This window comes from Arthrobacter horti (assembly GCF_030731045.1).
Classification (GTDB): Bacteria; Actinomycetota; Actinomycetes; order Actinomycetales; family Micrococcaceae; genus Arthrobacter_E; species Arthrobacter_E nanjingensis.
Window position 1 is genome coordinate 222,206 of sequence record NZ_JAVALS010000002.1, and the last position, 23,386, is coordinate 245,591.

Sequence of the window (23,386 nt, forward strand, 5' to 3'; positions counted from 1 at the left end):
CTGCGGAGTGGCGTGCTCCTCTGGTGGGATGGGCGGATGAAGACCTCTCGACGCCTGCCCGTGGAACTCACGGATCGGCCTTTCACGTTCAAGGAAGCCCGAGATCAAGGGGTCAGCCGGAGACGATTGCGGCACGGGTCTCTGGAGAAACTTGGCCGCGGAATTCGATCGGAACTCCCCTTGGAGGAAACTCCACTGTGGGACCGCGTCCGACCCTTCATCGAGATCAACAGGGAATGCGCACTCTCCCACGTCACAGCTGCGGAAGTCGGTGGTCTTCCTGGCCGAGCAAGGAAGGAGGAGACCATGACCTTTCACGTGATCCGGCCTGAGGGCGCGGCGTACCTCCACAGGCCTCACGTGGTTGTGCACAGGGCGAAACTCTTTGCCGACGAAATCGCCGTCCTCGATGGCATCAGAATCACGACGCCGGAACGGACGTGGCTGGATCTGGCCGAGACTCTGACTGTGGACGAACTCGTTGTCGCAGGCGACCATTTGGTCCGGATTCCGTACCCGGATTTCGAGAACAGGGACACGCCGTTGTGCGCTCTGAGCGACCTTCAACGGATGATCGACAGGCATAAGGGAAAGCGCGGGCTGAGGAAGGCCAAGGCCGCCCTTCAGCTCATCCGAATCGGAGCGGACTCTCCGCAGGAGACACTGCTCAGGCTTGCGATGAACCGGGCCGGGCTTCCCGAACCAGAGATCAATGTTCCCGTGGAGGAAGGAGCGCCCGGTAGGCGAGTGCAGCCTGATCTTTCGTACCGTCAATACCGCATCGCCATCGAGTACGAAGGCGAAGGGCATGGAGAAGAGTCGCAGATCGTCCGGGACATCGCCCGTTCGGAGCGCTACAAAGAACTCGGCTGGGTGGAAGTCCGGATTTCGAAGCGACACATGTACCGGGATGCAAAGGCCGCGGTGTCCAAAGTGAGGACCGCCTTGATTCAGGCCGGCTGGCGTCCAGATCCGGCTTTAAAAACGACTGCTCCGTAGGTGTCGTTCTGAGGGTTCAAAACGACACCTACGGAGCAGTCGATGCAGGAGAGGGAGGGGTGCTCCTAGCCGAAGTACTTCGGCAGGGTGCCCTCGTGGGCCTCGCGGAGGGCGTCCAGCGGGAGGGAGTCCACGCCGGTGATCTCCAGTGCCTCGGTGGCGGAGTCCACCACGCCGATGCGGGCGTGGGCGAAGCCGCGGGCGGTGCACATGTCGTTGAAGCGGACCTCTTCGCTCCGCGGGACGGACACGATGGCACGGGCCTGGGACTCGGAGAACAGCAGCGTGAACAGGTCCACACCGTCGCGCTCGGCCACTTCACCCAGCGAAACCCGGGCGCCCACGCCGTAGCGCAGGGCCGACTCGGCCAGAGCGGCCGCGAGGCCACCCTCGGAGAGGTCGTGGGCGGCGTCGATCATGCCGTCACGGGAGGCGTTGATCAGGATCTCACCCAGAGTGTGCTCGGCCTTGAGGTCGACGCGCGGCGGCACACCGCCGAGGTGACCCCGCAGGTTCGCCCACTCCGAGCCGTCCAGCTCGTCCGCCGTCGTGCCCAGCAGGTAGATGGCCTGGCCATCCTCGCGCCAGCCGGACGGGGTGCGGCGCGCGACGTCGTCGAGCTTGCCCAGCACCGCCACCACGGGGGAGGGGTGGATGGCGGTGGTGCCGGTCTGGTTGTACAGGGAAACGTTGCCGCCGGTCACCGGCACGGAGAGCTCCATGCAGGCGTCGGACAGGCCGCGGATGGCCTCGGCCAGCTGCCACATGACGTCCGGGTCCTCGGGGGAGCCGAAGTTCAGGCAGTCGGACACGGCCATGGGCACGGCGCCGGTGGTCGCCACGTTGCGGTACGCCTCGGCCAGTGCCAGCTGAGCGCCCTGGAACGGGTCCAGGTAGGTGTAGCGGCCGTTGGCGTCGGTGGACAGGGCCACACCGAGCCCGGTCTCCTCGTCCACGCGGATCACGCCGGAGTCGTCCGGGAACGCCAGGGCGGTGTTGCCGCCCACGTAGCGATCGTACTGCTTGGTGATCCAGGACTTGTCGCACATGTTCGGGCTGGAGACCAGCTCGGTCACAGCGGCGGCCAGGGCGCCGGAGGTGGCGGGGCGCTCGGAGTCGGCGGCGGAACCGTTGAAGTGGTTCGCCTGCAGCTCGTCCTGCCAGGACGGGCGGGCGTACGGGCGGTCGTAGACCGGGCCGTCATGGGCCACGGTGCGCGGATCCACGTCCACGATGACCTCGCCGTCCCAGGTGATGATGAGGCGGCCGGTATCGGTCACCTCGCCCAGCCAGGAGTACTCGACGTTCCACTTCTCCATGACGGCTTCGAACGCCTTGATGTTCTCCGGCGTCACCACGGCCATCATGCGCTCCTGGGACTCGGACATGAGGATCTCGCCCGGGGTCAGGGTGTGGTCACGCAGCAGGACGCTGGTCAGCTCCACCTGCATGCCGCCGTCACCGTTGGAGGCGAGCTCCGAGGTGGCGCAGGAGATGCCGGCGGCGCCCAGGTCCTGGATGCCTTCCACGAGCGAGTGCTTGAACAGCTCAAGGCAGCACTCGATGAGGACCTTCTCAGCGAACGGGTCGCCCACCTGGACGGCCGGGCGCTTGGACGGCTTGGTGTCGTCGAAGGACTCGGAGGCCAGCACGGAGGCGCCGCCGATGCCGTCGCCACCGGTGCGGGCGCCGAACAGGACCACCTTGTTGCCCTTGCCGGAGGCGTTGGCCAGGCGGATGTCCTCGTGGCGCATGACGCCCACGGCGAGGGCGTTGACCAGCGGGTTGCCCTGGTAGACGGCGTCGAACACCATCTCGCCGCCGATGTTCGGCAGGCCCAGGGAGTTGCCGTAGCCGCCGATGCCGGCCACCGCGCCGTGCATGACGCGGGCGGTGTCCGGGTGGTCGATGGCGCCGAAGCGCAGCGGGTCCATGACGGCCACGGGGCGGGCGCCCATGGAGATGATGTCACGCACGATGCCGCCGATGCCGGTGGCGGCGCCCTGGTAGGGCTCCACGAACGACGGCGAGTTGTGGGACTCGATCTTGAAGGTCACGGCCCAGCCGTCGCCCAGGTTGGTCACACCGGCGTTCTCGCCGATGCCCACGAGCATGTCCTTCTTCATCTCCTCGGTCACCTTCGCACCGAACTGGCGCAGGTGGTTCTTGGAGGACTTGTAGGAGCAGTGCTCGCTCCACATGACCGAGTACATGGCCAGCTCGGCGCCGGTGGGGCGGCGGCCCAGGACCTTGAGGATCTCCTCGAACTCGTTCTGCTTCAGGCCGAGCTCGGCCCACGGCAGTTCCACTTCGGGGGTCACCGCGGCGTTGGCCACGGTGTCGATGTTGAACTTGGCGGTGGTCTCCTGGGTCATCACTTTCCTCCCACGATCTGGCTCAGGACAGAGGTGAAGAAGCCGAGGCCGTCCACCGAGAACTCGCCGGCGGTCTCCGGACCGAAACCGGCCTCCACGGCGTGCTCCGGGTGCGGCATGAGGCCCACCACGTTGCCGGCGGCGTTGCTGATGCCGGCGATGTCGCGGCGGGAACCGTTCGGGTTGAAGCCCACGTAGCGGAACACCACGCGGCCCTCGGCCTCCAGCTCGTCGAGGGTCTTCTCATCCGCGATGTACTGGCCGTCCTGGTTCTTCAGCGGGACGGTGATCTCCTGGCCCTGCGTGTAATCGCTGGTCCAGGCCGTGTTCGAGTTCTCCACGCGCAGCACCTGGTTGCGGCAGATGAACTTCAGGTGGTCGTTCTTGACCATGGAGCCCGGCAGCAGGTGGGATTCGGTGAGGATCTGGAAGCCGTTACAGATGCCCAGCACGGGCAGCTTGGCGTCCGAGTTCGCGGCGTCCACGATCTTGCCCATGAGCGGGGCGAAGCGGGCGATGGCGCCGGCGCGCAGGTAGTCGCCGTAGGAGAAACCGCCGGGGACGACGACGGCGTCGACGTCGGCGAGCTCGGTGTCGGCGTGCCACAGAGAGACGGCCTCGGCGCCGGCCAGACGCACGGCGCGGGCGGCGTCGCGGTCATCCAGCGTTCCGGGGAACGTCACGACGCCGATGCGGGCGCCGGAGAGCGGGGCGTCGGCCACGGCGGCCGAGCCGATGAGGGGGAGTTCCGTCATGTCAGGCCTCGACGACCTGGACGTTGACGACATCCTCGATGACGGGGTTGGAGAGCAGGGTCTCGGCGGCCTCGCGCGCCTTGGCCAGCACGTCCTCGGTCACCTCGCCTTCGACCTCGAGCTCAAAGCGCTTGCCCTGGCGGACCGAGGTGAAATCGGTGAAGCCCAGGCGGGGCAGTGCGCCCACGATGGCCTTGCCCTGCGGGTCAAGGATTTCGGGCTTGGGCATGACGTCGACGACGATCCGGGGCATCCGGCAACTCCTGTGTGCGTGCGTGCGTTGAACCTGGGCCGGGGTGTCGCCCCAGGCCAGTGCCGTCACGGAGTGTTGCCGTCTCACGCGCTTTTCCGCTTCCACGCGTCGGGACCGAAGGGTAGCCGTCACAGCGGATGAACGGGGGCAGCGACGCTCCGCGAGCTTGCCTTCTTATTCTACCGGGTGCGGCAAGCGTCCCCGGCCCGCCTACGCTGGGACTCATGAGCCTTCCCGACACCCCGGAGAACTGCCCGTGTCTCAGCGGCGAACGCTATGTCTCCTGCTGCGGCCGCTATCACGAGGGGGAGGCCGTGGCCCCCACCGCCGAAGCGCTCATGCGCTCCCGCTACAGTGCTTTCGCGGTGGGCGACACCGCCTACCTCCTGGCCACCTGGCACCCCGGCACGCGGCCGTCGTCGTTGGAACTCGACGCGCGTGTGAGCTGGGTGCGCCTGGACATCCTGGCCGCCGAGGCCGGCGGCCCGTTCGACACGGAGGGGCAGGTCGCCTTCCGTGCCCATTACCGGGTGGGCGCGCGCCGCGGTGTGCTGGAGGAGCTGGGCCGCTTCGTGCGCCAGGACGGACGCTGGTTCTACGTGGATGGCGACGTCGTCGAGTGATCGCGCAGGATAGCCGCCGCAACTGATAACCAACTATGAAATGACTCTGTCATAACCGGGAGCGACCCGTTAGGGTGAGACACGACCCGGGTGTGATGCGCGTAACAACGTGGGCCTCCGGGTTGTCACCTCTGGTCATCGGGACCGGGGGTTCCTCGTGAAAGGTTCACACGCACCCATGAGAAGAACAGGGAAGAGCTTCCTGCGCGCGCGGGGGGTCACGAAGGCGCTGGCGGTCGGGGTCAGTCTGCCCGTCCTGCTGGGAGGGGCAGTGCTGCCGGCAGCCCAGGCGGCACCGGCGATGGCACCCGGCCAGTCCGCAGGCCAGCAGCTCCAGGCCGGCAAGTACATCGTGGTGCTCGCCGAGAAGCCTGCGGCGAGCTATGAGGGCGGGACCTCCGGTCTGGCCGCGACCAAGCCGGAGCCGGGCCGCAAGCTCGATGCCGACAATCAGAACGTCAAGCGGTACCGGCAGCACCTGGAGTCGGTGCAGAAGCAGGTGGCGGGCCAGGAGGGTGTGACCATCAAGCGGAGTTTCTCCACTGCGCTGAACGCCTTCTCCGCCCAGCTGAGCGCCGAGCAGGCCAACACTCTGGCCAAGGACCCGCAGGTGCTGGTGGTGGCCCCGGACACTCAGAACGCACCGGACTACTCCAGCATGGACTTCCTGAACCTGCCTGGGAACACCGGCGTGTGGCAGAAGCAGTTCGGCGGAGCGGCCAACGCGGGCAAGGGCGTGGTGGTGGGTGTCATCGACACCGGCTACACGCCGTCCAGCCCCTTCTTCGCCGGGGACGAGGTCAAGCCGCTGCAGGGCGATCCGCAGGTGGGTGTCCCGTACCGCACCGACGACGGCAAGATCGCCATGCTGAAGGCGAACGGCGAGACCTTCAAGAGTGACTGCCAGGCCGGCCAGGGCTTCGCGGGGACCGAATGCAACTCCAAGGTCCTGGCGGCGCACTACTTCGCCGACGCCTTCACCAGCACCGTTCCTCCGGAGCACCGCGCACCGTCGGAGCTCATCTCTCCGGTCGATACCGCGAGCCACGGCACGCACACCGCCAGCACCGCTGCCGGCAACGCCGACGTCCGCGCCAACCTCGGTGACCGCGACATGGGTGTGACCAGCGGTGTGGCCCCGGCCGCCAAGCTCTCCATCTACAAGGTCTGCTGGGAGGATGACGACCCGAACACCGGCGGCTGCTACTCCTCCTCCTCGGTCGCAGCGATCGACCAGGCCGTCCTGGACGGCGTGGACGTGCTGAACTACTCGATCTCCGGCAGCGCCACGAGCACCACGGACCCCGTGTCCCTGGCGTTCCTGTCCGCCGTCTCCGCGGGCATCTTCGTCTCCGCCTCGGCCGGCAACAGTGGCCCCGATGCGAGCACCGTCAACCATGGCGCCCCGTGGCTGACCACTGTGGCCGCCAGCTCCTTCAGCAGCGAGTTGCAGGGCACCGTGGAGTTCGAGGACGGCAGCAAGTACCGCGGCGCCAGCCTCATGGCACACGAGGTCCCGTACACGAATCTGGTCCTGTCCGCGAACGCGGCCTCGGGCACCGGCAACGCCGCACTCTGCGCCCCCGGCAGCCTCGACCCGGCCAAGGTGAGCGGCAAGATCGTGGTCTGCGACCGCGGCGTGGTGGCCCGCCTGGACAAGAGCGCCGAGGTCCAGCGCGCCGGCGGCGTCGGCATGGTCCTGGTCAACCTGACCCCGTCCAGCGAGGACGTGGACCAGCACTCGGTGCCCACCGTCCACGTCAACCCGCCGGCGTCGCAGGCCATCAAGGACAAGGTGGCAGCCAACCCGGCCATCAAGGCCCGTCTGGTCAACCATGACACCACGGGCCTGCCGGAGGACCCTCAGCCGCAGGTGGCCGGGTTCTCCTCCCGAGGCCCGCTCCTGGCCTCCGGTTCCGATCTGCTCAAGCCGGACGTCGCCGCCCCCGGCGTCGCCGTTCTGGCCGGTGTCTCCCCGATCGCCGAGCACGGCGCCCAGTTCGGCATGATGTCCGGTACCTCCATGGCCAGCCCGCACATCGCCGGCTTCGGTGCCCTGGCCAAGGCCAAGCACCCCGACTGGTCCCCGGCCGCCATCAAGTCGGCACTGATGACCTCCGCCACAGATCTCAAGAACGCCGACGGCAGCAAGGACACCGACGTGTTCGCCACCGGTGCCGGCCAGGTCAACCCGGGCGGATTCCTGGATCCCGGACTGGTCTACGACCAGGGCCAGGACGACTACCTGCGCTACATCCAGGGCCTCGGCTTCGACCTGGGCATCCCCGGACTGGGCTCCACCATGACCCGTGACGTGAACGTGCCGTCCTTCGCGCTGGGCAACCTCACCGGCAAGATCGAGGTCACCCGCACCCTGACCGCGCTCACCCCGGGCCTGTACCGGGCGGTCGCCGATGTCCCCGGCGTCAACGTCAAGGTGACCCCGTCCGTGCTCAACTTCAACGCCGTGGGCCAGAAGCGCACCTTCAAAGTCACGTTCGAAAACGCCGGAGCCGCGCTGGGCCAGTTCGCCATGGGGCGTCTGAGCTGGCAGGGCAACGGCAAGAGTGTCACCTCCCCGATCGCGGTCCGCCCGCAGTCGGTGGTCGCGGCCAGCAATCTGACGTTCACCACGGACCAGGCCACCGGCAAGGCGTCCATCCCGGTCACCTCCGGCAGCGGCAGCCCCACCAAGCTGACCCTGGACGGTCTGTCCAAGGCGGACGCCACGGCCATCCAGCTGGTGCCCGGCGCCGTGGATCTGAGCAACAACGCTTCCAATGCGGTCAAGACTGTGACGGTCCCGGCCGGCACCCCGTTCGCCCGTTTCGCCGTCGTCTCCTCGGATGACAAGGCAGACTTCGACATGTACGTCATCGATCCGAAGGGCAAGGCCACCACCGTGGCCACGTCCTCCGCGAGCGAGGCCCTGTCGCTGAACAACCCGGCGCCGGGCACGTACACGATCCTGGCCAATCTCTACGCGAGCCCGGGCAACGCGCCCACCAAGGCGAGCCTGGAGGCCTCGATCCTGGGAGCGAACGTCGGCAACGCGACGATCGCCCCGAACCCGCTGGTGCTCAAGAACGGCAAGAGCGGGAACCTGACGCTGGCCTGGAACGGCCTGACCCCGGGTTCCTACATCGGCCGGATCAGCTTCGACGGAGCCTCCGCGCCGACGTTCGTGAGCGTCGTGGTCGGCCCCTCGGGCGCCGTGGCCCCGGCCGTGGAGAGCCCGGATGATGCGACCCGCGCCAAGGCGGAGCAGGAACTGCAGAAGCGCCCCGATCTGGGGGACGCCTCCGCAGTGAAGTAGGCGTGGTGAAGTAGGCCCGGTGAAGTAGGCGCGGTGAAGTAGTGCCGTTCAGCCTCTGAAACGGCGGAAGGGCCGGTGGGAAATGCTCCCACCGGCCCTTCCGTGCGTCCGGAGGATGCGGCGCTCAGGCCTCGGCCGCCTCGCCGAGCAGCGGCGCCAGGGCGTCCCAGCGCGCGGTCTCGCGCGAATCGGTGCGGCTGAAGTCCCGGTCCACTGGAAGCCCGTCCAGGGTCCCCGTCACATGCGCGCGGTGCAGGCCGCCGAACACCGGGCGCGCCGCCGTCGTCGTGCCCTGGGGCGGCAGCGTGGGAAGCAGCAGTGCGCGGTGACGCACGACGGCGCGGTACGCGGCGGCGGGATCCGGCACCGTGGACGCGGGGCTGGGGCCGTCCGGGCCGACGGTGAGGCGATACGTCACCTCGGGCGCCCCGGGGTGCGCCGTGACCGTGACGGCCAGATCCATCTCCATCAGGCGCCCCTCTCCGCCGGGGGAAGAGCGGCGTCCAGCAGCACCAGGAAGCGCTCGCGGAGCGTCTGGGCCTCGGCGGAGAAACCGCGCTGATGGGCGACGTACTCGGCCTTGCCCTCGGGCGTCTCGATGGGGATGGCCGGGTAGCCCCATTCCGTGAGTTCGTACGGGGAGGCCTGCATGTCCATGGCGCGGATCCGGTAGGAGAGCTCGAAGCAGTCCATCAGGAATTCGCTCGGCAGCAGGGGAGCGAGCTTGTACGCCCACTTGTAGACGTCCATATTGGCGTGCAGGCAGCCCGGCTGCTCAAGGTCCCGCTGCGTGGCGCGCGTCGGCTGGAGTTCGTTCAGGGACACAGCATCCGGGGTGTAGAAGCGGAAGGCGTCGAAGTGGGTGCAGCGGATGCGGCTCTCCTCCACCACCCGGTCCGTGGCGTCGCCGCCCAGACGGAGGTTCAGGTACTCGTGCCGGAGCTGGAACTTCTCCTGCCGGTACACCATGGCCCATTCGTGCAGGCCGAAGCAGCCGAACTGGCCGGGCCGCGCGAGCGTGCCGCCCAGGATGATGCGGGCGAAGTCCACGGCCTCCCGGCGGTCCGCCAGAAAGGCATCCGTGTCGACGACGACGGCGGGCTCGCCGTCCCGCACGCCGGCGACCTCCCGCTCGGTTCCGGTGAGCTCCCGGTAGTGCTTCCAGGCGCGGCGTTCCTCGGCAGCGGGACCGGCCAGGACGGTTCCCGCGCCGGGGTGCCAGCGGCGCAGCTGGCCGGGCTTGTGCGTGTAGTAGGTGAAGAGGAAGTCCTCCACCGGGTGCTTCCGCCCGGTGTGGCGGCGTTCCAGGAACGGTGCGGCGTAGTGGTCCACCCGGGCCGCATGGGACTCGGCGCGCGGCAGCCACTCGTCCTGAGGCAGGACGGTCAGGCGGGCGACAGCGGGGGTGGACATGGAGTCCATTATCCCGCGTGAGGCCCGGAGGGGGCTCAGGCCCCGGCGGCCGTCCCTCCGCCGGACCCTCCGCTGAAACAGTGGGTTTCCGCTGAGACAGTGGGTTTAAACCACTGTTTCAGCGGAAACCCACTGTTTCAGCGGGGCCGGAGGGGCGCGGACACGGGCGCGGGGGCACGGGGGCTCAGGCTCCGGCGGCCGTCCCTCCGAGGAGCGGCGTCAGTTCGTTCCACTGGGCCGTCTTGCAGCCGTCGGTCCGGGAGAGAGTCAGGCTCACGGGCTTGCCGTTCACCGAGCCGGTCACGGTGGCGGTCTCTGGTCCGCCGTACAGCTGGGAACACATTTCGCCCTTGGCGGGCACCGGATCCAGGAGAGAGGGTTTGGTGTTCACCAGGGTGCAGGCGGCCGCGGGGTTGGGGACGGTCGAGGCAGGGTCGGGTGATCCGTCGTGGCACTGCAGGTACAGGTCCACCGGCTGGGCCCCCGGTTGATCCACCCGCCGGATCTTCAGGCTGATGAGGCCCGGCGCGCCGGTGGGGGAGACGGTCTTGATCACCGGCGGGGTGGTCAGCCTGGTCGACCAGGGGCCGCAGCTCTGGGTGCCGCTTCCGTCGGAGGACATGGCGCACGTACCGCCCGGTACGGTCCCGCACCCCGACAGCAGCGCGGCGACGAACCCTGGCAGCACGATTCTCAGGACGGTTTTCCAGCCCATGCCGTCAGTTTAGGCCGGTCGCCTGGAGGCGGTCAGTCCCCGGTGGCGGCGTCTATGAGGTTGTGCATGGCCTTGTTGAGCACCCGGACCTCTTCCCGGCTGAGCTTGAGCCGCGCCAGCATGGCCGGAGGCACGGCACGTGCCCGGTCCTTGAGGGCCACGCCTTCCGGGGTGAGCTCGACGTCGAGGGCCCGGGCGTCCTGGGCATTGGGCGTCCGTCTGAGGTAGCCCATGTCCTCCAGCCGCTTCAGGAGCGGCGAGATGGTGGCGGGCTCGTGCAGCAGCTGGGCGCTGACGGCCTTCACGCTCAGCGGGCTGTGATCCCAGAGCGCCAGCATCACCAGGTACTGGGGATGAGTCAGGCCCATCGGCTCCAGGACGGGCCGGTACGCCTGGACCACGGTGCGGGAGGCCACCGTGAGCGCGAAGCACAGCTGGTTCTCCAGGGACAGGTCCTCGTCTGAATTGATGTCCACCGCGCCATCCTATCGACCGGTCGCCGGCCCTCGAAGAGAATTAGTTAGTGCACTAATTATATTGCTATGCTGAGGCGGACACGGAATCCGTCGACAGGGGAGAAGTGATGGCGCAGGAGAACTTCACGCAGCGATTCATGCGGGCCACGGGCAAGCTCCGGGTGGTGTTCGGCCCGGCCAACCGCAGCGCGCTGGACCACGAGATGACGGAGGAGAACAAGGCCCTCCTGGTGCAGCGCCAGGCGGAGACCCTCCAGTGGGAGACGGTCACGCGGCCGGACGGAAGCAGTTACGTGGTGTCCCGGAACCCCGACGACCACTCCTTGCGCTGAGTGTGAATCCCCAGGATTCCGGTGCTTTTCCCGTGCTGAAGTCTTAAAATGCCTCTAAGCGCATGGGCGGAGAGCCCGCCGTCGCGCGAGCATGGAGGTGATTGCCGTGACGGAGCGGACCAGGAAGTTCATGCACCTGACGGAGAAGGCCACCAACCTCTTCGGGCCGGCGTCCCACGGTGACTCCGAGGCTCCCGTGGTCCACAAGCATGATGACTTCGAGAAGGCCTCGGAGGACGAGTTGCAGACCTTTGAGATCGAGACCGACTCGCAAGGCCACCACTACGCGACCCGCAAGGACCACGAAGAGGACAGCTGACAGGACTTGAACGAACGACGGCGGGGTCGCCCCCGCCGTCGTTCGCTTACGTTCCCTGCGCTGAGCCTCAGCGGCCGGTGCCGCCGTAGACGGTCGCCGTGGACTCGCCGTCGAGCCCGAAAGCCTTGTGGATGGCGCGCACGGCGTCATCCAGCAGGTCCGCTCGGGTCACCACGGAGATGCGGATCTCCGAGGTGGAGATCATGTCGATGTTGATCCCGGCGTCGGAGAGGGCCTTGAAGAACGTGGCGGAGACGCCCGGGTGGGAGCGCATGCCGGCGCCGATGAGGGAGAGCTTGCCGATCTCCGCGTTGTAGTCGATGCTCTCGAAGCCGATCTCCGCCTGGGCGGCCTCCAGTGCGGCCAGTGCGTCCGCGCCCTCCACGATCGGCAGGGTGAAGGAGATGTCCGTGTGCGCCGTGCCCTTGGTGGACACGTTCTGCACGATCATGTCGATGTTCGAGTGCGCCTTGGCGATCACCTGGAAGATCGCGGCGGCCTTGCCGGGGGTGTCCGGAACGCCCACCACGGTGACCTTGGCTTCGGAACGGTCATGCGCGACGCCGGAGATGATTGGCTGCTCCAAGGCAACTCCCTCTTTGATGGTGATCTTGTCATCGGGGCTGGGCAGGACCCAAGTGCCCTCGTTCTGGCTGAAGGACGAGCGCACGTGCAGCGGCACGCCGAAACGGCGGGCGTACTCCACGCAGCGCAGGTGCAGGATCTTGGCGCCGGACGCGGCCAGCTCCAGCATCTCCTCGCTGGAGATCTTGTCGATCTTCTGGGCGGAGGAGACCACGCGCGGGTCGGCGGTGAAGACGCCGTCCACGTCCGTGTAGATCTCGCAGACGTCCGCCTCGAGGGCTGCGGCCAGGGCCACGGCCGTGGTGTCGGAGCCGCCGCGGCCCAGGGTGGTGATGTCGTTGGTGTCCTGGCTCATGCCCTGGAAACCGGCGACGATGGCGATGTGCCCCTTGTCCAGGGCGGTGCGGACGCGGTGGGGGTCGACGTCGATGATGCGCGCCTTGCCGTGGATGGCGTCCGTGTACATGCCGGCCTGGGAGCCCGTGAAGGATTGCGCGACGGCGCCCTTGTTGTTGATGGCCATGGACAGCAGGGACATGGAGATGCGCTCGCCGGCGGAGAGGAGCATGTCCATCTCGCGTGCCGGGGCGCCGTCCGTCACCTGGCCGGCCAGGTCCAGCAGCTCATCGGTGGTGTCACCCATGGCGGAGACCACCACGACGACGTCGTTGCCGGCCTGACGTGCGGCGACCACCCGGTCGGCCACGCGCTTGATGCCCGCGGCGTCGGCCACGGAGGAGCCGCCGAATTTCTGCACGATGAGTTGCTTGGTGGCGCCGGCGGCGGGCGTGGCGGCCCCGGGCTCGGTGGTCAGTTCCGCTGCGGACAGCTCACTGGTGGGCAGACTCATGCATGGACCCTTACTGGTCGGGCACCGGGCGGCGCCAGGTTCTGGGGGTGGCGGACCTTGAGTGTCCGTGACGTGCGGCCCGCGCAAGGCACAGGCCGTCTGCAGCCATTTTATCGCCGTCGTCTCGCAGAGCGGAAAATGTGACTCACATATTGGACGAAAGCCACGTGGCGTCCCGTTCGGTACGGATCGGACGGATGTCCACGGGCGCGTCCTCCTCATCCTGTGGCCTGATGCCACTCCATGCGGCCGGGCGTATGATCCGTGGATACGCCACCTGCGGGCCCGAGGATCCGCGGGACGTGCCACACTTTGGGGCTGTTTTGCGAGAAACAGGTGATGCGAGCATGTCCATGATGTACAGCCAGGCCGCTCCGGGCGACGATCCGCTGGGGATCGTCGCGCAAGGCCTCTCCCGCCGCTTCGGCGCGGTCCACGCCGTCCAGCACATCGACTTCCATGCGCCGCCGGGCAAGGTCACGGCCCTGATCGGACCGAATGGGGCGGGCAAGACCACCCTTCTGCTGATGCTGGCCTCCCTGCTGCGGCCCGACGCCGGGACCATCCTCATCGACGGTCGGGATCCTTCCCGGGACCCCGCCGCCGTGCGGCTGAGGATCGGCTGGATGCCCGACTCGCTGGGCGTGTGGGGTTCCCTGACGGCCCGGGAGATCCTGGTGCAGATCGCGCGCTTCTACCGGATGCCAGAGGCGGGGATCCGTGAGCGGGCCGAGGAGCTCCTGCACCTGGTGCACCTCGAAGCGCTCGCGGATCAGCCGGCCCGGGTCCTCTCCCGGGGCCAGCAGCAGCGGCTCTCGCTCGCGCGGGCGCTGGTGCACGACCCGTCCGTCCTCCTCCTCGACGAGCCGGCGTCCGGCCTGGACCCCGCGTCCCGGGTGGACCTGCGGAATCTGCTGCGCTCCCTGGCGGGCGCCGGCAAGGCCGTGGTGGTCTCCTCTCACGTCCTCAGCGAGCTGGACGAGATCGCCGACGGCGCGGCTTTCGTCAGTGCCGGACGGACGGTGAAGCAGCAGAGCGTCCTGGAGGCGGTCCAGCACGGCCGCCGGTATTCGGTCAGCGCGCTCGACCATGCCGCCCTCGTCGCGGCGCTCACCGGATTCGGCGTGGAGTTCCGTCCGGAGGCCGGGCCACGGCAGACCGTCAGTGTGTTCGTGACCGACGACGGCGCCGCGGCCGCCCTGCTGGCCGGGCTCGTCCAGGCGGGGGTGGGCGTCGTGTCCTTCGCGCCTGCGGCGGGCGCACTGGAAGAGGCGTACATGACGATGGAAACGGAGCGGCGATGACGGAGATCATGGAAGTCGATCCCGGGTCCCAGGGTCCTCAGGGTCCGTCGGCCGTGCGGATCCCGGCCCGAGGCTATTTCGACGGGATCCGGGACGTCGTGGTTCTGGAACTGAAGCAGCGCCTGCGGTCCCGGGGCTGGTACATCATGCTGGGCATCTGGTTCGTGGTGATCGGAGGCGTGACCTGGCTGACGTGGGGCGCCTGGAACGCGGCGATGAACACCGTCCCGGCCGGCTCCTACGGGAGCACCGCGCAGCACAGCCCGGGCTCGGTCATCTTCGAGGTGGTCCTGGCGTTCGTGCTGCTCTTCGCCCTGCTGGTGGCCCCGGCGCTGTCTGCGAACGGTGTCAACGGAGACCGCTCATCAGGCACCCTGGCGCTCCTTCAGGTCACGCTTCTGACGCCGGGACAGATCCTGTGGGGCAAGTTCCTGGCCGCCTGGGTGGCTGCGCTGGCCTTCCTGGTGACCAGTGCCCCGTTCCTGATCATCGGGGTGGCGGCGGGCGGGCTGTCGCCCGGCCACATCGTGGTCTCCCTGCTCATGCTCGCGCTGGAGATCGCGGTGGTCTGCGCCATCGGAACCGGAGTTTCCGCGGTGGCGGCCCGGCCGCTCTTCTCGATCGTGGTCACGTATCTGGCGGTCGCCGGACTGACGGTGCTGTCCGTGATCGCGTTCGGCTTCGGCATGCAGCTGACGCGGGACACGGCGACCGCGATGGAACCGAGTGGGTACAGTGCCCCTGCCACGTCCGACGGCTCACCGTCGGACGTCCCGGAGATCTCCTGCGTGCCGACGCAGCAGCCCGTGTTCCACACGGAGCGTGTGGCGTGGTTCCTGGCGGTGAACCCGTTCGTCGTGGTGGCGGACGCCATCCCCTACTCCGAGGTCCCGAGTAGTCGCTCGGACATAGTGGTCAATGGCCCGCTTGAATCCATCAGCCAGGGGACCAGGCATGCGATGGCGGGGCCCGAAGCGCCCTACTCACCCTGTGTCAACGGTGTGTACCAGCCGCAGCAGAGTGGTCCGCAGTACGAGTACCTGAAGCAGACCACCCCCGTATGGCCGCTGGGCCTGGGCATCCAGGCGGTGCTGGCCGGGCTGTTGCTGTGGCTCGGATGGCGCTCGCTGCGGACTCCGGCGCGCAGGCTGCCCCGCGGCACCCGGATCGCCTGAGCCGCGCGCCGTCGTCGGCTGCGCTCAGACCGCCAGGCGGCCGGCGAAGGCGCGGCCCAGGGTGGCCTCGTCCGCGTACTCGAGGTCGCCGCCCACGGGCAGCCCGGAGGCCAGGCGGGTGACCTTGACGCCGATGGGCTTGAGGGTGCGGATCAGGTACGTGGCTGTGGCCTCGCCCTCCACATTGGGGTCCGTGGCGATGATGATCTCCTGCACGGTGTCATCCGAGAGCCGGGTCAGCAGCTCACGGATGCGGAGCTTCTCCGGCCCGATCCCGTCGATGGGACTGATGGCGCCGCCCAGCACGTGGTAGCGGCCACGGAAGCTCCTGGTGCGTTCCACGGCCATGACGTCCTTGGACTCCTCCACCACGCAGATGACACTCGCGTCCCGGCGCGGGTCGCGGCAGATGCTGCAGGTGTCCTGTTCGGAGACGTTCCCGCAGATGCTGCAGAACTTCACGCGCGTCTTCACCGCGGTGATGGCCTCGGCGAGCTTCTGCATGTCACCGGCGTCGGCTTCCAGGATGTGGAAGGCCAGACGCTGAGCCGACTTGGGGCCGATGCCCGGCAGACGGCCGAGCTCGTCGATCAGTTCCTGAACTGCGCCCTCGTACACGGCGTCCTCTCTTCATTCATGTCATTCGTGCCGCCTCGTCATTCATCCCGCTCAGCGGCGGATGATCGGCTGGCCGTCCAGCGTGGTCTCCTCGATGAGGGTCCCGCCCAGCAGCCGTTCCACGGCCTTGCGGCCGAACGTGGTCGACTCCTCGATGGTCTCATCATCGGCGCTGATCTCGTCATAGCCGGCAGCCCCGGTCCGGGGCCCGGCCTGTGTGCCCTGCTCGCGGCCACGCTGCGCCTGCGGACTGTTGGACAGCCGCTGGTACATGCTCTGCCCCTGCGCGCGTTCCGGTTCAGGGGACGACGACGGCGGGGCGGACGCGGGCGGTGCGCTCGCCGGGGGAGCGGCCTCCGGTGCTGTCGACACGGCTGCCGCTGGCTCCTCCGGGGGACGCGCGGGGGACTGCTCTTCGGGTTCCTCCGGCTCGGACACGGACTGTCCCGCGCCGGCACTGAAGCCCGCACTCACATTGCTTTCGGTGCCGACCGTCCAGCGGCCCGGAGACTGCTCCCGGGCACGGGACCAGGGGTCGTCCGTGGTGGGCGCAGGAGCCGGTGCCGCAGAAGACCGTGCCGCAGAAGGCCGTGCCGAAGAGGCCGGGCCGGACGGCGCCGCTTCAGCGGTCCGTGTGACCGTGGCGTTCCGCGCGGCCGGAGCCGGGGCAGGGCTGCCCCAATCGGCGGGGCCGTCCTCGTAGGGAGGCTCCTCCTCGAGAGGCGGGGCATCCTCGTCACGCGGTTCGTCGAGCGGGTGGAAGTTCTCCCGGGAGGCCTGCCGGGCCTCATCCCGTGAAGCCTGGTCCCGTGGAGCCTGGTCCTGCCGCTGCGCGCCGCCTGCCGGAGGGGTGGTGTCCCGGGCGGCCTCAGCTTTTGGGGAGTCGCCCCAGCCCGGGGGCTCTTCGACCGGTGGCGCCGGTTCCGCCGCAGGGGCGCGTTCCGCAGGCCGCGGTGCCGGATCCTCGGCACGCGGCGCCGAAGGCTGGAACGTCGGCGGCGGTGCGGCAGCGTCTCCGGCCACGGCATCCACCCGGCAATCCATACCCAGGACATCCTTGACGGCGGCCTGCAGGTGGACCTTGTGGTCTCCGCGGCCGAAAGCGCCCGCCAGGCCGGCGGTGGTGAAGGAAAGCAGCACCAGATCGCCCTCGATGCGGGCGACCGTCGCGTTGGGGGCCACCAGGGCCCAGCTGCTGCGCTTGATCTTGGCCAGTCGGTCCAGGACCTGGGGCCAGGCGCGGCGGAGTGCCTCGACGTCCCCGCCGCCCTGCGGCTGAGGTGCCGACGGACGTTCGGTCTCCCTGGCGGGTGTTTCCTGGACGGGAGTCCTCTGGGCAGCCGCCTCCCGTGCGGGTGCGGGTTCCGGTGCCGGCCGGGCGGCGGCCGCTGCAGCGGTGGCCGCGGTCTGTGCGGGCACCGTCTGTGTGGGTACCGGGGCTTCCTGCGCACGCTCAGGCTGCGCGCGTTCCTGCTGCACGGACTCCTGCTGCATGCGCTCCTGCTGAGCGTAGGTCTGCTGCGGAGGAGTCTGATGGGGAGATGCCTGTTGCACAGGAGCCTGCCGCGGAGGTGCCTGCTGCGGGGCGGGTGCCGTGGCCGCGGGGGCCGAAGCCTGTGGCACGCCGCCCAGGGCGAGGCGCCGCTCCAGGGCGTCCAGACGGGCGGCGGCGCCGCGTTCGCCGGAGTCCGCCGCAGGGAGCATGAGCCGGGCGCAGAGGAGCTCCAGGTGCAGGCGAGGCGAGGTGGCGCCGGACATCTCACTCAGAGCCGCATTGGTGACGTCCGCCGCGCGGGACAGCTCAGACGGGCCGAGGGTCAGTGCCTGCTGCCGCATCCGGGCGATCTGGTCCTGCGGCATGCCACGGAGGATGGTCGCCGCACTGTCCGGCATGGCCTGGACGATGATGAGGTCCCGGAACCGTTCCAGGAGGTCCTCCACGAAACGGCGCGGGTCGTGGCCGGTCTGAAGGACACGGTCCACGGAGCGGAACACCGTGGCGGAGTCCTGCGCGGCCACGGCGTCCACCACGTCATCCAGCAGGGAGGCGTGGGTGTAGCCCAGCAGGGACACCGCCAGCTCGTAGTCCAGCCCCTGGGGGCCGGCGCCGGCCATCAGCTGGTCCAGCACGGACAGGGAGTCGCGGACGGAGCCGCCGCCCGCGCGGATGACCAGAGAGAGGACGCCCGGGGCCACCGGGACGTTCTCCTGCTCGCAGAGCTGCTCCAAGTACGCCAGGAGCGGTTCCGGCGGCACCAGACGGAACGGGTAGTGGTGCGTGCGGGAGCGGATGGTGCCGATCACCTTGTCCGGCTCCGTGGTGGCGAAGATGAACTTGATGTGCTCCGGCGGCTCCTCCACGATCTTCAGCAGGGCGTTGAAGCCCGCCGAGGTCACCATGTGGGCCTCATCGATGATGAAGATCTTGTAGCGGTCCCGCGCCGGGGCGAAGGTGGCGCGTTCACGGAGGTCGCGGGCGTCGTCGACGCCGCCGTGGCTGGCGGCGTCGATCTCGATGACGTCCAGGGATCCCGCACCGCCGCGGGCCAGCTCCACACAGCTGGGGCAGACGCCGCAAGGAGTGTCGGTGGGTCCCTGCTCACAATTGAGGCAGCGCGCCAGAATGCGGGCGGAGGTGGTCTTGCCGCAGCCGCGCGGGCCGGAGAAGAGATAGGCGTGGTTGACGCGGTTCTTCTTCAGTGCGGTCATGAGCGGGACCGTGACGTGCTCCTGGCCGATCACGTCCGCGAAGTTGTCGGGCCGGTATCTGCGGTAGAGGGCGCTGGCTTGGGTCACAGGAAAACCCTATCAATCGCGCCTGACAGTCTCACCGGTTCCGTCCACAGGCGCGAGGTCCGGTGGGAGGACATGAAAAGACCCCTCACGCACCCGCCAGAGCCCACTTACCCTTGCTACCTTCCGGTCCTGGGGGAGTTCAGCAGGATGACGCCACGTGAGGGGTCGCCAATAAGTTTACCCGACTTCGCCGGATGATCCGAACCCGGGCCTTTCGGACCCCGCCCCCGGCCCGATTGGGATCCGCCGCGGATTTCGGGTACAGTGGAGTCTGCTTTCGCTTGCGGAAGCAATGGAGAATTCGCCTAGCGGCCTATGGCGCACGCCTGGAACGCGTGTTGGGTTAACGCCCTCGGGGGTTCAAATCCCCCATTCTCCGCCAGCGGAACCCCCGGTCTTTCGGCCGGGGGTTCTTTTGTCATTCCCAGGGAAAGCGACGACGACGGCGGTGGGCCGCCGTCGTCGTCGCTCTCAGTGGCGCGGGGCCGCTGTCAGTGCTTGGTGCCGTCGCTGTCCGCGACGCCGGTCACGTCGATCCGGGGCCGTGCACGCTCCAGGAGGGCGAAAGCCGCGAATCCGAGGCCGCAGCCGATGAACCAGGAGTAGTCCGAGATCCACTGGCCCTGCCCGAGGAGGGTGGGGACGATGCTGGACAGGATGGACGGGACGCCGGCGATCACGGTGGCCCAGACGGCGTTGGGGTTGAATCCCTTGACGAACCAGTACCGGCCGGTGGTGCTCATGGTGTACATCTCATCCACCCAGACCTTCTGCTTGCTGACCACGTAGTAGCCGGCGATCAGGATGCCGAAGAGCGGGCCGATCAGGGCGCCCAGGATGCCGAGGGACCACTGGATCGCGGTGGGGTTGGAGTACCAGTTCCACGGGGTGAGGAGCACGGACCCGACGGCGGCGATCATGCCGCCCATGCGCCACGAGATCTTCTGCGGGTTGACGTGGGAGAAGTCGAAGGCGGGGGAGATGAAGTTGGCCACGATGTTGATGCCGACGGTGGCGGTGACGAAGGTCAGGCCGCCGAGGATGGTGGCGAACGGGACGTCGATCTTGCTCACGGTCTCGATGGGGTCCGTGATCAGCTTGCCGAACACCGGGACGGTGGCGGAGGCGGTGAGCACGGTCAGCAGGGAGAAGAAGAGGAAGTTGATCGGCAGGCCCAGGAAGTTGCCCTTCTTGATGGACTTGAAGGACTTGGCGTAGCGGGAGAAGTCACCGAAGTTCAGCATGGGGCCGGAGAAGTAGCTGACCACCAGGGCGATCGCGGAGAGCATCACCGGGATGGAGGCGCCGAAGTCGAGGGTCGGCCCGGTGGAGAGGTTCAGGGAGATGTGGTCCCAGCCGGCCTGGCTGATCAGGTAGATGGCCAGCATCACCATCACCACGTAGACGGCCGGTCCGGCCCAGTCCACGAAGCGCTTGATGGCCTCCATGCCGTGCCAGAACACGAAGCCCTGGGCCACCCAGAGGATCGCGTAGGCGATGTAGCCGAGGGCGGACAGCCCCAGGAAGCCCTTCGCGTCCACGGCCAGCGGTGCCAGTCCGGGCCAGAACTTGAGCATGACGATCACCAGGGACTGCGAGGCCAGGTAGGTCTGGACGCCATACCAGGCGATGGCGATGACGCCACGGATGATGGCCGGGATGTTGGCTCCCCGGACGCCGAAGATGGCACGGTTCATGACCGGGTATGGGACGCCGGTGACCTGGCTGGGCTTAGCCACGAGGTTGCAGAAGAACTGCACGATCACGATGCCGACGATGAGAGCGACGAGCACTTGCCACGACGCCAGGCCCAGGGCGAACAGGCTGCCCGCGGTGACGTAGCCGCCCACGCTGTGCACATCTGACATCCAGAACGCGAAGATGTTGTAGGAGCCCCATTTCTGTTCCTTGAGGGGGATCAGATCTGCGTTGGCAAGGCGTGGGTCACGGAACGGCTCGGTTTCCGTGGAGGTCTGGGGAGTGGACATGGTTCTCGTCTTCCGGGAGTGGAAAGGATGTTAAGCGCATCCTTAACACCATTGAAAGACTGTGAGCCGGATCACGCAAGAGTTCCGGAGTATGTAATTATTATTTCAACCAACGGAAAACTTCCGTGGTGCGGAAAAGCAGAGGCAGAACCGTGAGTGATCCACAGGACGCCGTGAGCTCCGAGGTCGAACCGGGCGTCGGGGAACGGCTGCGCGTGCTGCGCCAGGCCGCAGGCATCTCCCTGCGCCATCTGGCCAAGGAGCTGGGCGTGAGTCCCAGTGCCGTCTCCCAGATCGAGCGGGGCAAACTCCAGCCGTCCCTGGGTCGCGTGATCGCGATGACCGAGGCGTTGGGAGTGCCACTGTCGTCGGCCTTTTCGACGGGCGACGGCGGCGCGTCGACGCCCGGGCACGACGACGTCGCGGTGGCGCGGGCGGGCGAGATCCAGCCCACCTCCTTCGGCAAGGGCGTGTCGCTGCGGCGGCTCTCGCCCAAGCCGGTGGAACAACTCGAGTTCTTCGAGTCCATCTATCCTCCCGGGTCCGCCTCGAACGACGGCGCCATGGTGCACCACGAGGGCTTCGAGATGGGGACCGTCACCTCGGGAGAGCTCACCGTGCAGGTGGACGGTGAATCGGTGATTCTGCGGGAGGGCGACTCGATCGCCTTCCCCAGCATGCGCCCGCACCTCATCTCGAACCATTCGCGGGACACCCGGGCCGTGGCCACCTGGATCATCTTCCAGTCCCCGGGCTCCAGCCCGTGGGTGTTCCCTGTGAAGGGGGACAGGGATGTCACCCCGGGCCAGTAGACTCCATCGGTAAACAGGCGGTTCAGCTTCATTCGGCCCATCCTCTTGTCGCCTCCGGGACGCGGGCGCACACTGGGAGAAGGTGCCAGGAGGGGTGCCGCGCAACGGATGATGGGGATGGTCAGTACCGTGCAAAAACTGGGGGGAAGGGCCGGAGAAGCCCTTCATGAACCGCGCCATCGCAAAAGCGGGTGGCTCTCAGGACTGATGAAGGCCGGAGTGACCGTCGCGGTGGCGGTGGCTGCCGTCGGCATCGGTTCGACACCGGTGATCCCGAGCGCACCCCCTCCCATTCCCCAAGCGGCGGACGGCGCCGCCGGCACGGCCGTGCCGGATCAGGGCGTGAACGGCGGGATCACGGCGAGTTCCGCCACCACCCTCCACTTCACCCGTACCGCGTTGAGCACTCAATTGAAGGGTGGCCGGCAGCGACTCGACGTCGCGATCGCGGGACGTCCCCGCCCGGCAGCAGGGCATCTTTCCGCCCCGCTCGTGACCCTGGTCCCCACCTCGCCGTTCGGCGTCCGGATCAGCCCGATCACCGGCAAGCCGGATGAGTTCCACTGGGGCCAGGACTTCGCCGCCCCCTGCGGCACCCTGGTCTACGCCGCGGACGCGGGCGTGGTGCGCGCCGCCGGATGGCACCCGTGGGGTGGCGGGAACCGGGTGGAGATCGATCACGGCAACGGCCTGGTGACCACGTACAACCACCTGCAGGGGATCGCCGTGAGCGCGGGCGAAAAGGTACAGGTGGGACAGGTGATCGCCAAGGTGGGGACCACCGGGGCCTCCACCGGATGCCATCTGCATTTCGAGACCATCAAGAACGGCGTCTTCACCGACCCGATGAAATGGATCCTGGATCCGATCTCCCAGCAGGCGCCACTGGATGACCTGGTGTTCACGGACTTCACCGGAACCACGGTGACCTCCCTGTGGACACTGCCGTCCGGAGGCGGAGCCGCCGTGACAGGCGTCCCCGGATACATCACCCCGGAGGCGGAGAAGGATGGCGGCGTGGTGCCGCCTTCAACACCGGCCACGCCGTCCACACCTGCGCCGAGCCCGGCGTCGTCGCCTGCACCGGCTCCAAAGCCGAGTCCGAGCCCGACGCCCACCCCGACGCACAGCGTGACACCGACTCCCACTCCGACCCCGACGCCCACAGCCACGACGCCGCCGCCCACACCCACGACCCCAGCTCCGGCGCCTACGACGCCGGCGCCCACCCCCACGACCCCAGCTCCGGCGCCTACGACGCCGGCGCCCACCCCCACTCCGACTCCCACCCCGACCGTGGCGCCGGCACCCACGCCCACGTCGTCGACGACCACGACGAGTGCCCCGGCTCCAGCGGCGACCATCACGAGTGCCCCTGCCCCTGCCACTGCTCCGGCGCCGGCTCCGACGACGATCCAGCCGACGGTGGCTCCGGCTCCGACCGCGACGGTCACCGCCCCCGCCCCAGCGCCCACCAAGGCCCCGGCACCCGCCCCGACGGCCGCCACGGCCGCGCTGCCTCCTGCTGAACCGGCGACGACCGGGACCACCACGTCCACGACCACCACCGCACCGGCCCCATGACGGCCAGTCGATAGGCGCCCGTCGCATCCCGCACCCGGGCTTGGTGTGGAACGCCGGACTGGTGTTGAATCTGAGAGAGCGGCGCACAGCCGGACGAC

General features: G+C 68.4%; 20 protein-coding genes, 1 tRNA gene and 1 other RNA gene. 10 read left to right on the forward strand and 12 right to left on the reverse strand.

The features are described 5' to 3' along the window. Positions 1-180 precede the first annotated feature (180 nt). Entirely contained in the window at positions 181-999 is an 819-nt protein-coding gene (locus Q9R02_RS04895; RefSeq protein ID WP_496196390.1) for a type IV toxin-antitoxin system AbiEi family antitoxin, read from the forward strand. Between the two features lie 65 nt (positions 1,000-1,064). On the opposite strand, the gene purL is transcribed toward Q9R02_RS04895, so the two are convergent. From purL to purS, 3 genes are read right to left on the reverse strand one after another with little or no spacing between them, the layout of a single operon-like run. Beyond that, positions 1,065-3,374, reverse strand: coding sequence for a phosphoribosylformylglycinamidine synthase subunit PurL (gene purL, locus Q9R02_RS04900; protein ID WP_305995536.1), 2,310 nt, complete (start codon positions 3,372-3,374; stop codon positions 1,065-1,067). Continuing rightward, complete coding sequence (purQ, locus tag Q9R02_RS04905) at positions 3,374-4,129, reverse strand: phosphoribosylformylglycinamidine synthase subunit PurQ (RefSeq protein WP_305995537.1); 756 nt, start codon at positions 4,127-4,129, stop codon at positions 3,374-3,376. Before purQ ends, purL begins: the two co-directional genes overlap by 1 nt. A 1-nt stretch (position 4,130) precedes the next feature. After that, entirely contained in the window at positions 4,131-4,382 is a 252-nt protein-coding gene (purS, locus tag Q9R02_RS04910) for a phosphoribosylformylglycinamidine synthase subunit PurS (RefSeq protein ID WP_305995538.1), read from the reverse strand. Between the two features lie 224 nt (positions 4,383-4,606). On the opposite strand from purS, the gene Q9R02_RS04915 reads away from it, so the two are divergent. Both Q9R02_RS04915 and Q9R02_RS04920 read left to right on the forward strand, forming a co-directional pair. Continuing rightward, on the forward strand, positions 4,607-5,005 hold the full coding sequence (locus Q9R02_RS04915; RefSeq protein WP_305995539.1) for a YchJ family protein: 399 nt from the start codon (positions 4,607-4,609) through the stop codon (positions 5,003-5,005). Between the two features lie 178 nt (positions 5,006-5,183). Further along, positions 5,184-8,321 (forward strand): S8 family serine peptidase, encoded by a 3,138-nt coding sequence (locus Q9R02_RS04920; protein WP_305995540.1) that lies wholly within the window; start codon positions 5,184-5,186, stop codon positions 8,319-8,321. A gap of 124 nt (positions 8,322-8,445) precedes the next feature. Here the strand turns inward: Q9R02_RS04920 and Q9R02_RS04925 are convergent, their stop codons facing one another. The 4 genes from Q9R02_RS04925 to Q9R02_RS04940 all read right to left on the reverse strand — a co-directional run bounded on the left by Q9R02_RS04925 (position 8,446) and on the right by Q9R02_RS04940 (position 10,925). Next, positions 8,446-8,790, reverse strand: a complete 345-nt coding sequence (locus tag Q9R02_RS04925) for a serine protease inhibitor (protein WP_305995541.1) — start codon at positions 8,788-8,790, stop codon at positions 8,446-8,448. Continuing rightward, the gene (locus Q9R02_RS04930) at positions 8,790-9,734 is read right to left on the reverse strand and encodes a 3-methyladenine DNA glycosylase (protein WP_305995542.1); all 945 of its coding nucleotides are present in this window, start codon (positions 9,732-9,734) and stop codon (positions 8,790-8,792) included. Before Q9R02_RS04930 ends, Q9R02_RS04925 begins: the two co-directional genes overlap by 1 nt. A 184-nt stretch (positions 9,735-9,918) precedes the next feature. Then, positions 9,919-10,449: a hypothetical protein gene (locus Q9R02_RS04935; RefSeq protein ID WP_305995543.1), complete on the reverse strand. Its 531-nt coding sequence runs from the start codon at positions 10,447-10,449 to the stop codon at positions 9,919-9,921. Positions 10,450-10,481: 32 nt separating this feature from the next. Then, positions 10,482-10,925, reverse strand: coding sequence for a MarR family winged helix-turn-helix transcriptional regulator (locus Q9R02_RS04940; RefSeq protein ID WP_305995544.1), 444 nt, complete (start codon positions 10,923-10,925; stop codon positions 10,482-10,484). A gap of 107 nt (positions 10,926-11,032) precedes the next feature. On the opposite strand from Q9R02_RS04940, the gene Q9R02_RS04945 reads away from it, so the two are divergent. Together Q9R02_RS04945 and Q9R02_RS04950 are read left to right on the forward strand one after the other, a co-directional pair. Further along, positions 11,033-11,257 carry a hypothetical protein gene (locus Q9R02_RS04945; protein ID WP_305995545.1) on the forward strand — a complete coding sequence of 75 codons (225 nt, stop codon included), beginning with the start codon at positions 11,033-11,035 and terminating at the stop codon, positions 11,255-11,257. Positions 11,258-11,387: 130 nt separating this feature from the next. After that, on the forward strand, positions 11,388-11,576 hold the full coding sequence (locus tag Q9R02_RS04950) for a hypothetical protein (RefSeq protein ID WP_425279220.1): 189 nt from the start codon (positions 11,388-11,390) through the stop codon (positions 11,574-11,576). Between the two features lie 67 nt (positions 11,577-11,643). Here the strand turns inward: Q9R02_RS04950 and Q9R02_RS04955 are convergent, their stop codons facing one another. After that, on the reverse strand, positions 11,644-13,011 hold the full coding sequence (locus tag Q9R02_RS04955; protein ID WP_305995547.1) for an aspartate kinase: 1,368 nt from the start codon (positions 13,009-13,011) through the stop codon (positions 11,644-11,646). A 347-nt stretch (positions 13,012-13,358) separates the two neighbouring features. On the opposite strand from Q9R02_RS04955, the gene Q9R02_RS04960 reads away from it, so the two are divergent. Beyond that, positions 13,359-14,315 (forward strand): ABC transporter ATP-binding protein, encoded by a 957-nt coding sequence (locus Q9R02_RS04960; protein ID WP_342006880.1) that lies wholly within the window; start codon positions 13,359-13,361, stop codon positions 14,313-14,315. Next, on the forward strand, positions 14,312-15,490 hold the full coding sequence (locus tag Q9R02_RS04965; RefSeq protein WP_305995548.1) for an ABC transporter permease: 1,179 nt from the start codon (positions 14,312-14,314) through the stop codon (positions 15,488-15,490). Before Q9R02_RS04960 ends, Q9R02_RS04965 begins: the two co-directional genes overlap by 4 nt. A gap of 24 nt (positions 15,491-15,514) precedes the next feature. Here Q9R02_RS04965 and recR read toward each other — a convergent pair whose 3' ends face one another. The 3 genes from recR to ffs all read right to left on the reverse strand — a co-directional run bounded on the left by recR (position 15,515) and on the right by ffs (position 19,074). After that, positions 15,515-16,108: a recombination mediator RecR gene (gene recR, locus Q9R02_RS04970; protein WP_305995549.1), complete on the reverse strand. Its 594-nt coding sequence runs from the start codon at positions 16,106-16,108 to the stop codon at positions 15,515-15,517. A gap of 51 nt (positions 16,109-16,159) precedes the next feature. After that, complete coding sequence (locus Q9R02_RS04975) at positions 16,160-18,904, reverse strand: DNA polymerase III subunit gamma and tau (RefSeq protein WP_305995550.1); 2,745 nt, start codon at positions 18,902-18,904, stop codon at positions 16,160-16,162. Between the two features lie 73 nt (positions 18,905-18,977). Continuing rightward, positions 18,978-19,074, reverse strand: an RNA gene (ffs, locus tag Q9R02_RS04980) — signal recognition particle sRNA small type. A 124-nt stretch (positions 19,075-19,198) separates the two neighbouring features. On the opposite strand from ffs, the gene Q9R02_RS04985 reads away from it, so the two are divergent. Further along, a tRNA-Ser gene (locus tag Q9R02_RS04985) sits at positions 19,199-19,286 on the forward strand. A 109-nt stretch (positions 19,287-19,395) separates the two neighbouring features. On the opposite strand, the gene Q9R02_RS04990 is transcribed toward Q9R02_RS04985, so the two are convergent. Then, on the reverse strand, positions 19,396-20,892 hold the full coding sequence (locus Q9R02_RS04990; protein ID WP_305995551.1) for an NCS1 family nucleobase:cation symporter-1: 1,497 nt from the start codon (positions 20,890-20,892) through the stop codon (positions 19,396-19,398). Between the two features lie 152 nt (positions 20,893-21,044). Here Q9R02_RS04990 and Q9R02_RS04995 point away from each other — a divergent pair, with 152 nt between their 5' ends. Further along, on the forward strand, positions 21,045-21,704 hold the full coding sequence (locus Q9R02_RS04995) for a helix-turn-helix domain-containing protein (protein WP_305995552.1): 660 nt from the start codon (positions 21,045-21,047) through the stop codon (positions 21,702-21,704). A gap of 207 nt (positions 21,705-21,911) precedes the next feature. Continuing rightward, a complete protein-coding gene (locus tag Q9R02_RS05000) occupies positions 21,912-23,288 on the forward strand; it encodes a M23 family metallopeptidase (protein ID WP_305995553.1) in 1,377 nt (458 codons plus the stop codon). Positions 23,289-23,386 lie beyond the last annotated feature (98 nt).

Bases quoted from the DNA above. Each gene is read 5' to 3' on its own strand.
- Q9R02_RS04930 (WP_305995542.1), bottom strand. From the start codon at position 9,734: ATGTCCACCCCCGCTGTCGCCCGCCTGACCGTCCTGCCTCAGGACGAG.
- Q9R02_RS05000 (WP_305995553.1), top strand. From the start codon at position 21,912: ATGAAGGCCGGAGTGACCGTCGCGGTGGCGGTGGCTGCCGTCGGCATC.
- Q9R02_RS04960 (WP_342006880.1), top strand. From the start codon at position 13,359: ATGTCCATGATGTACAGCCAGGCCGCTCCGGGCGACGATCCGCTGGGG.
- Q9R02_RS04965 (WP_305995548.1), top strand. From the start codon at position 14,312: ATGACGGAGATCATGGAAGTCGATCCCGGGTCCCAGGGTCCTCAGGGT.
- purQ (WP_305995537.1), bottom strand. From the start codon at position 4,129: ATGACGGAACTCCCCCTCATCGGCTCGGCCGCCGTGGCCGACGCCCCG.
- purL (WP_305995536.1), bottom strand. From the start codon at position 3,374: ATGACCCAGGAGACCACCGCCAAGTTCAACATCGACACCGTGGCCAAC.
- Q9R02_RS04945 (WP_305995545.1), top strand. From the start codon at position 11,033: ATGGCGCAGGAGAACTTCACGCAGCGATTCATGCGGGCCACGGGCAAG.
- Q9R02_RS04990 (WP_305995551.1), bottom strand. From the start codon at position 20,892: ATGTCCACTCCCCAGACCTCCACGGAAACCGAGCCGTTCCGTGACCCA.
- Q9R02_RS04950 (WP_425279220.1), top strand. From the start codon at position 11,388: ATGCACCTGACGGAGAAGGCCACCAACCTCTTCGGGCCGGCGTCCCAC.
- Q9R02_RS04915 (WP_305995539.1), top strand. From the start codon at position 4,607: ATGAGCCTTCCCGACACCCCGGAGAACTGCCCGTGTCTCAGCGGCGAA.
- Q9R02_RS04925 (WP_305995541.1), bottom strand. From the start codon at position 8,790: ATGGAGATGGATCTGGCCGTCACGGTCACGGCGCACCCCGGGGCGCCC.
- Q9R02_RS04920 (WP_305995540.1), top strand. From the start codon at position 5,184: ATGAGAAGAACAGGGAAGAGCTTCCTGCGCGCGCGGGGGGTCACGAAG.
- purS (WP_305995538.1), bottom strand. From the start codon at position 4,382: ATGCCCCGGATCGTCGTCGACGTCATGCCCAAGCCCGAAATCCTTGAC.
- Q9R02_RS04955 (WP_305995547.1), bottom strand. From the start codon at position 13,011: ATGAGTCTGCCCACCAGTGAGCTGTCCGCAGCGGAACTGACCACCGAG.
- Q9R02_RS04935 (WP_305995543.1), bottom strand. From the start codon at position 10,449: ATGGGCTGGAAAACCGTCCTGAGAATCGTGCTGCCAGGGTTCGTCGCC.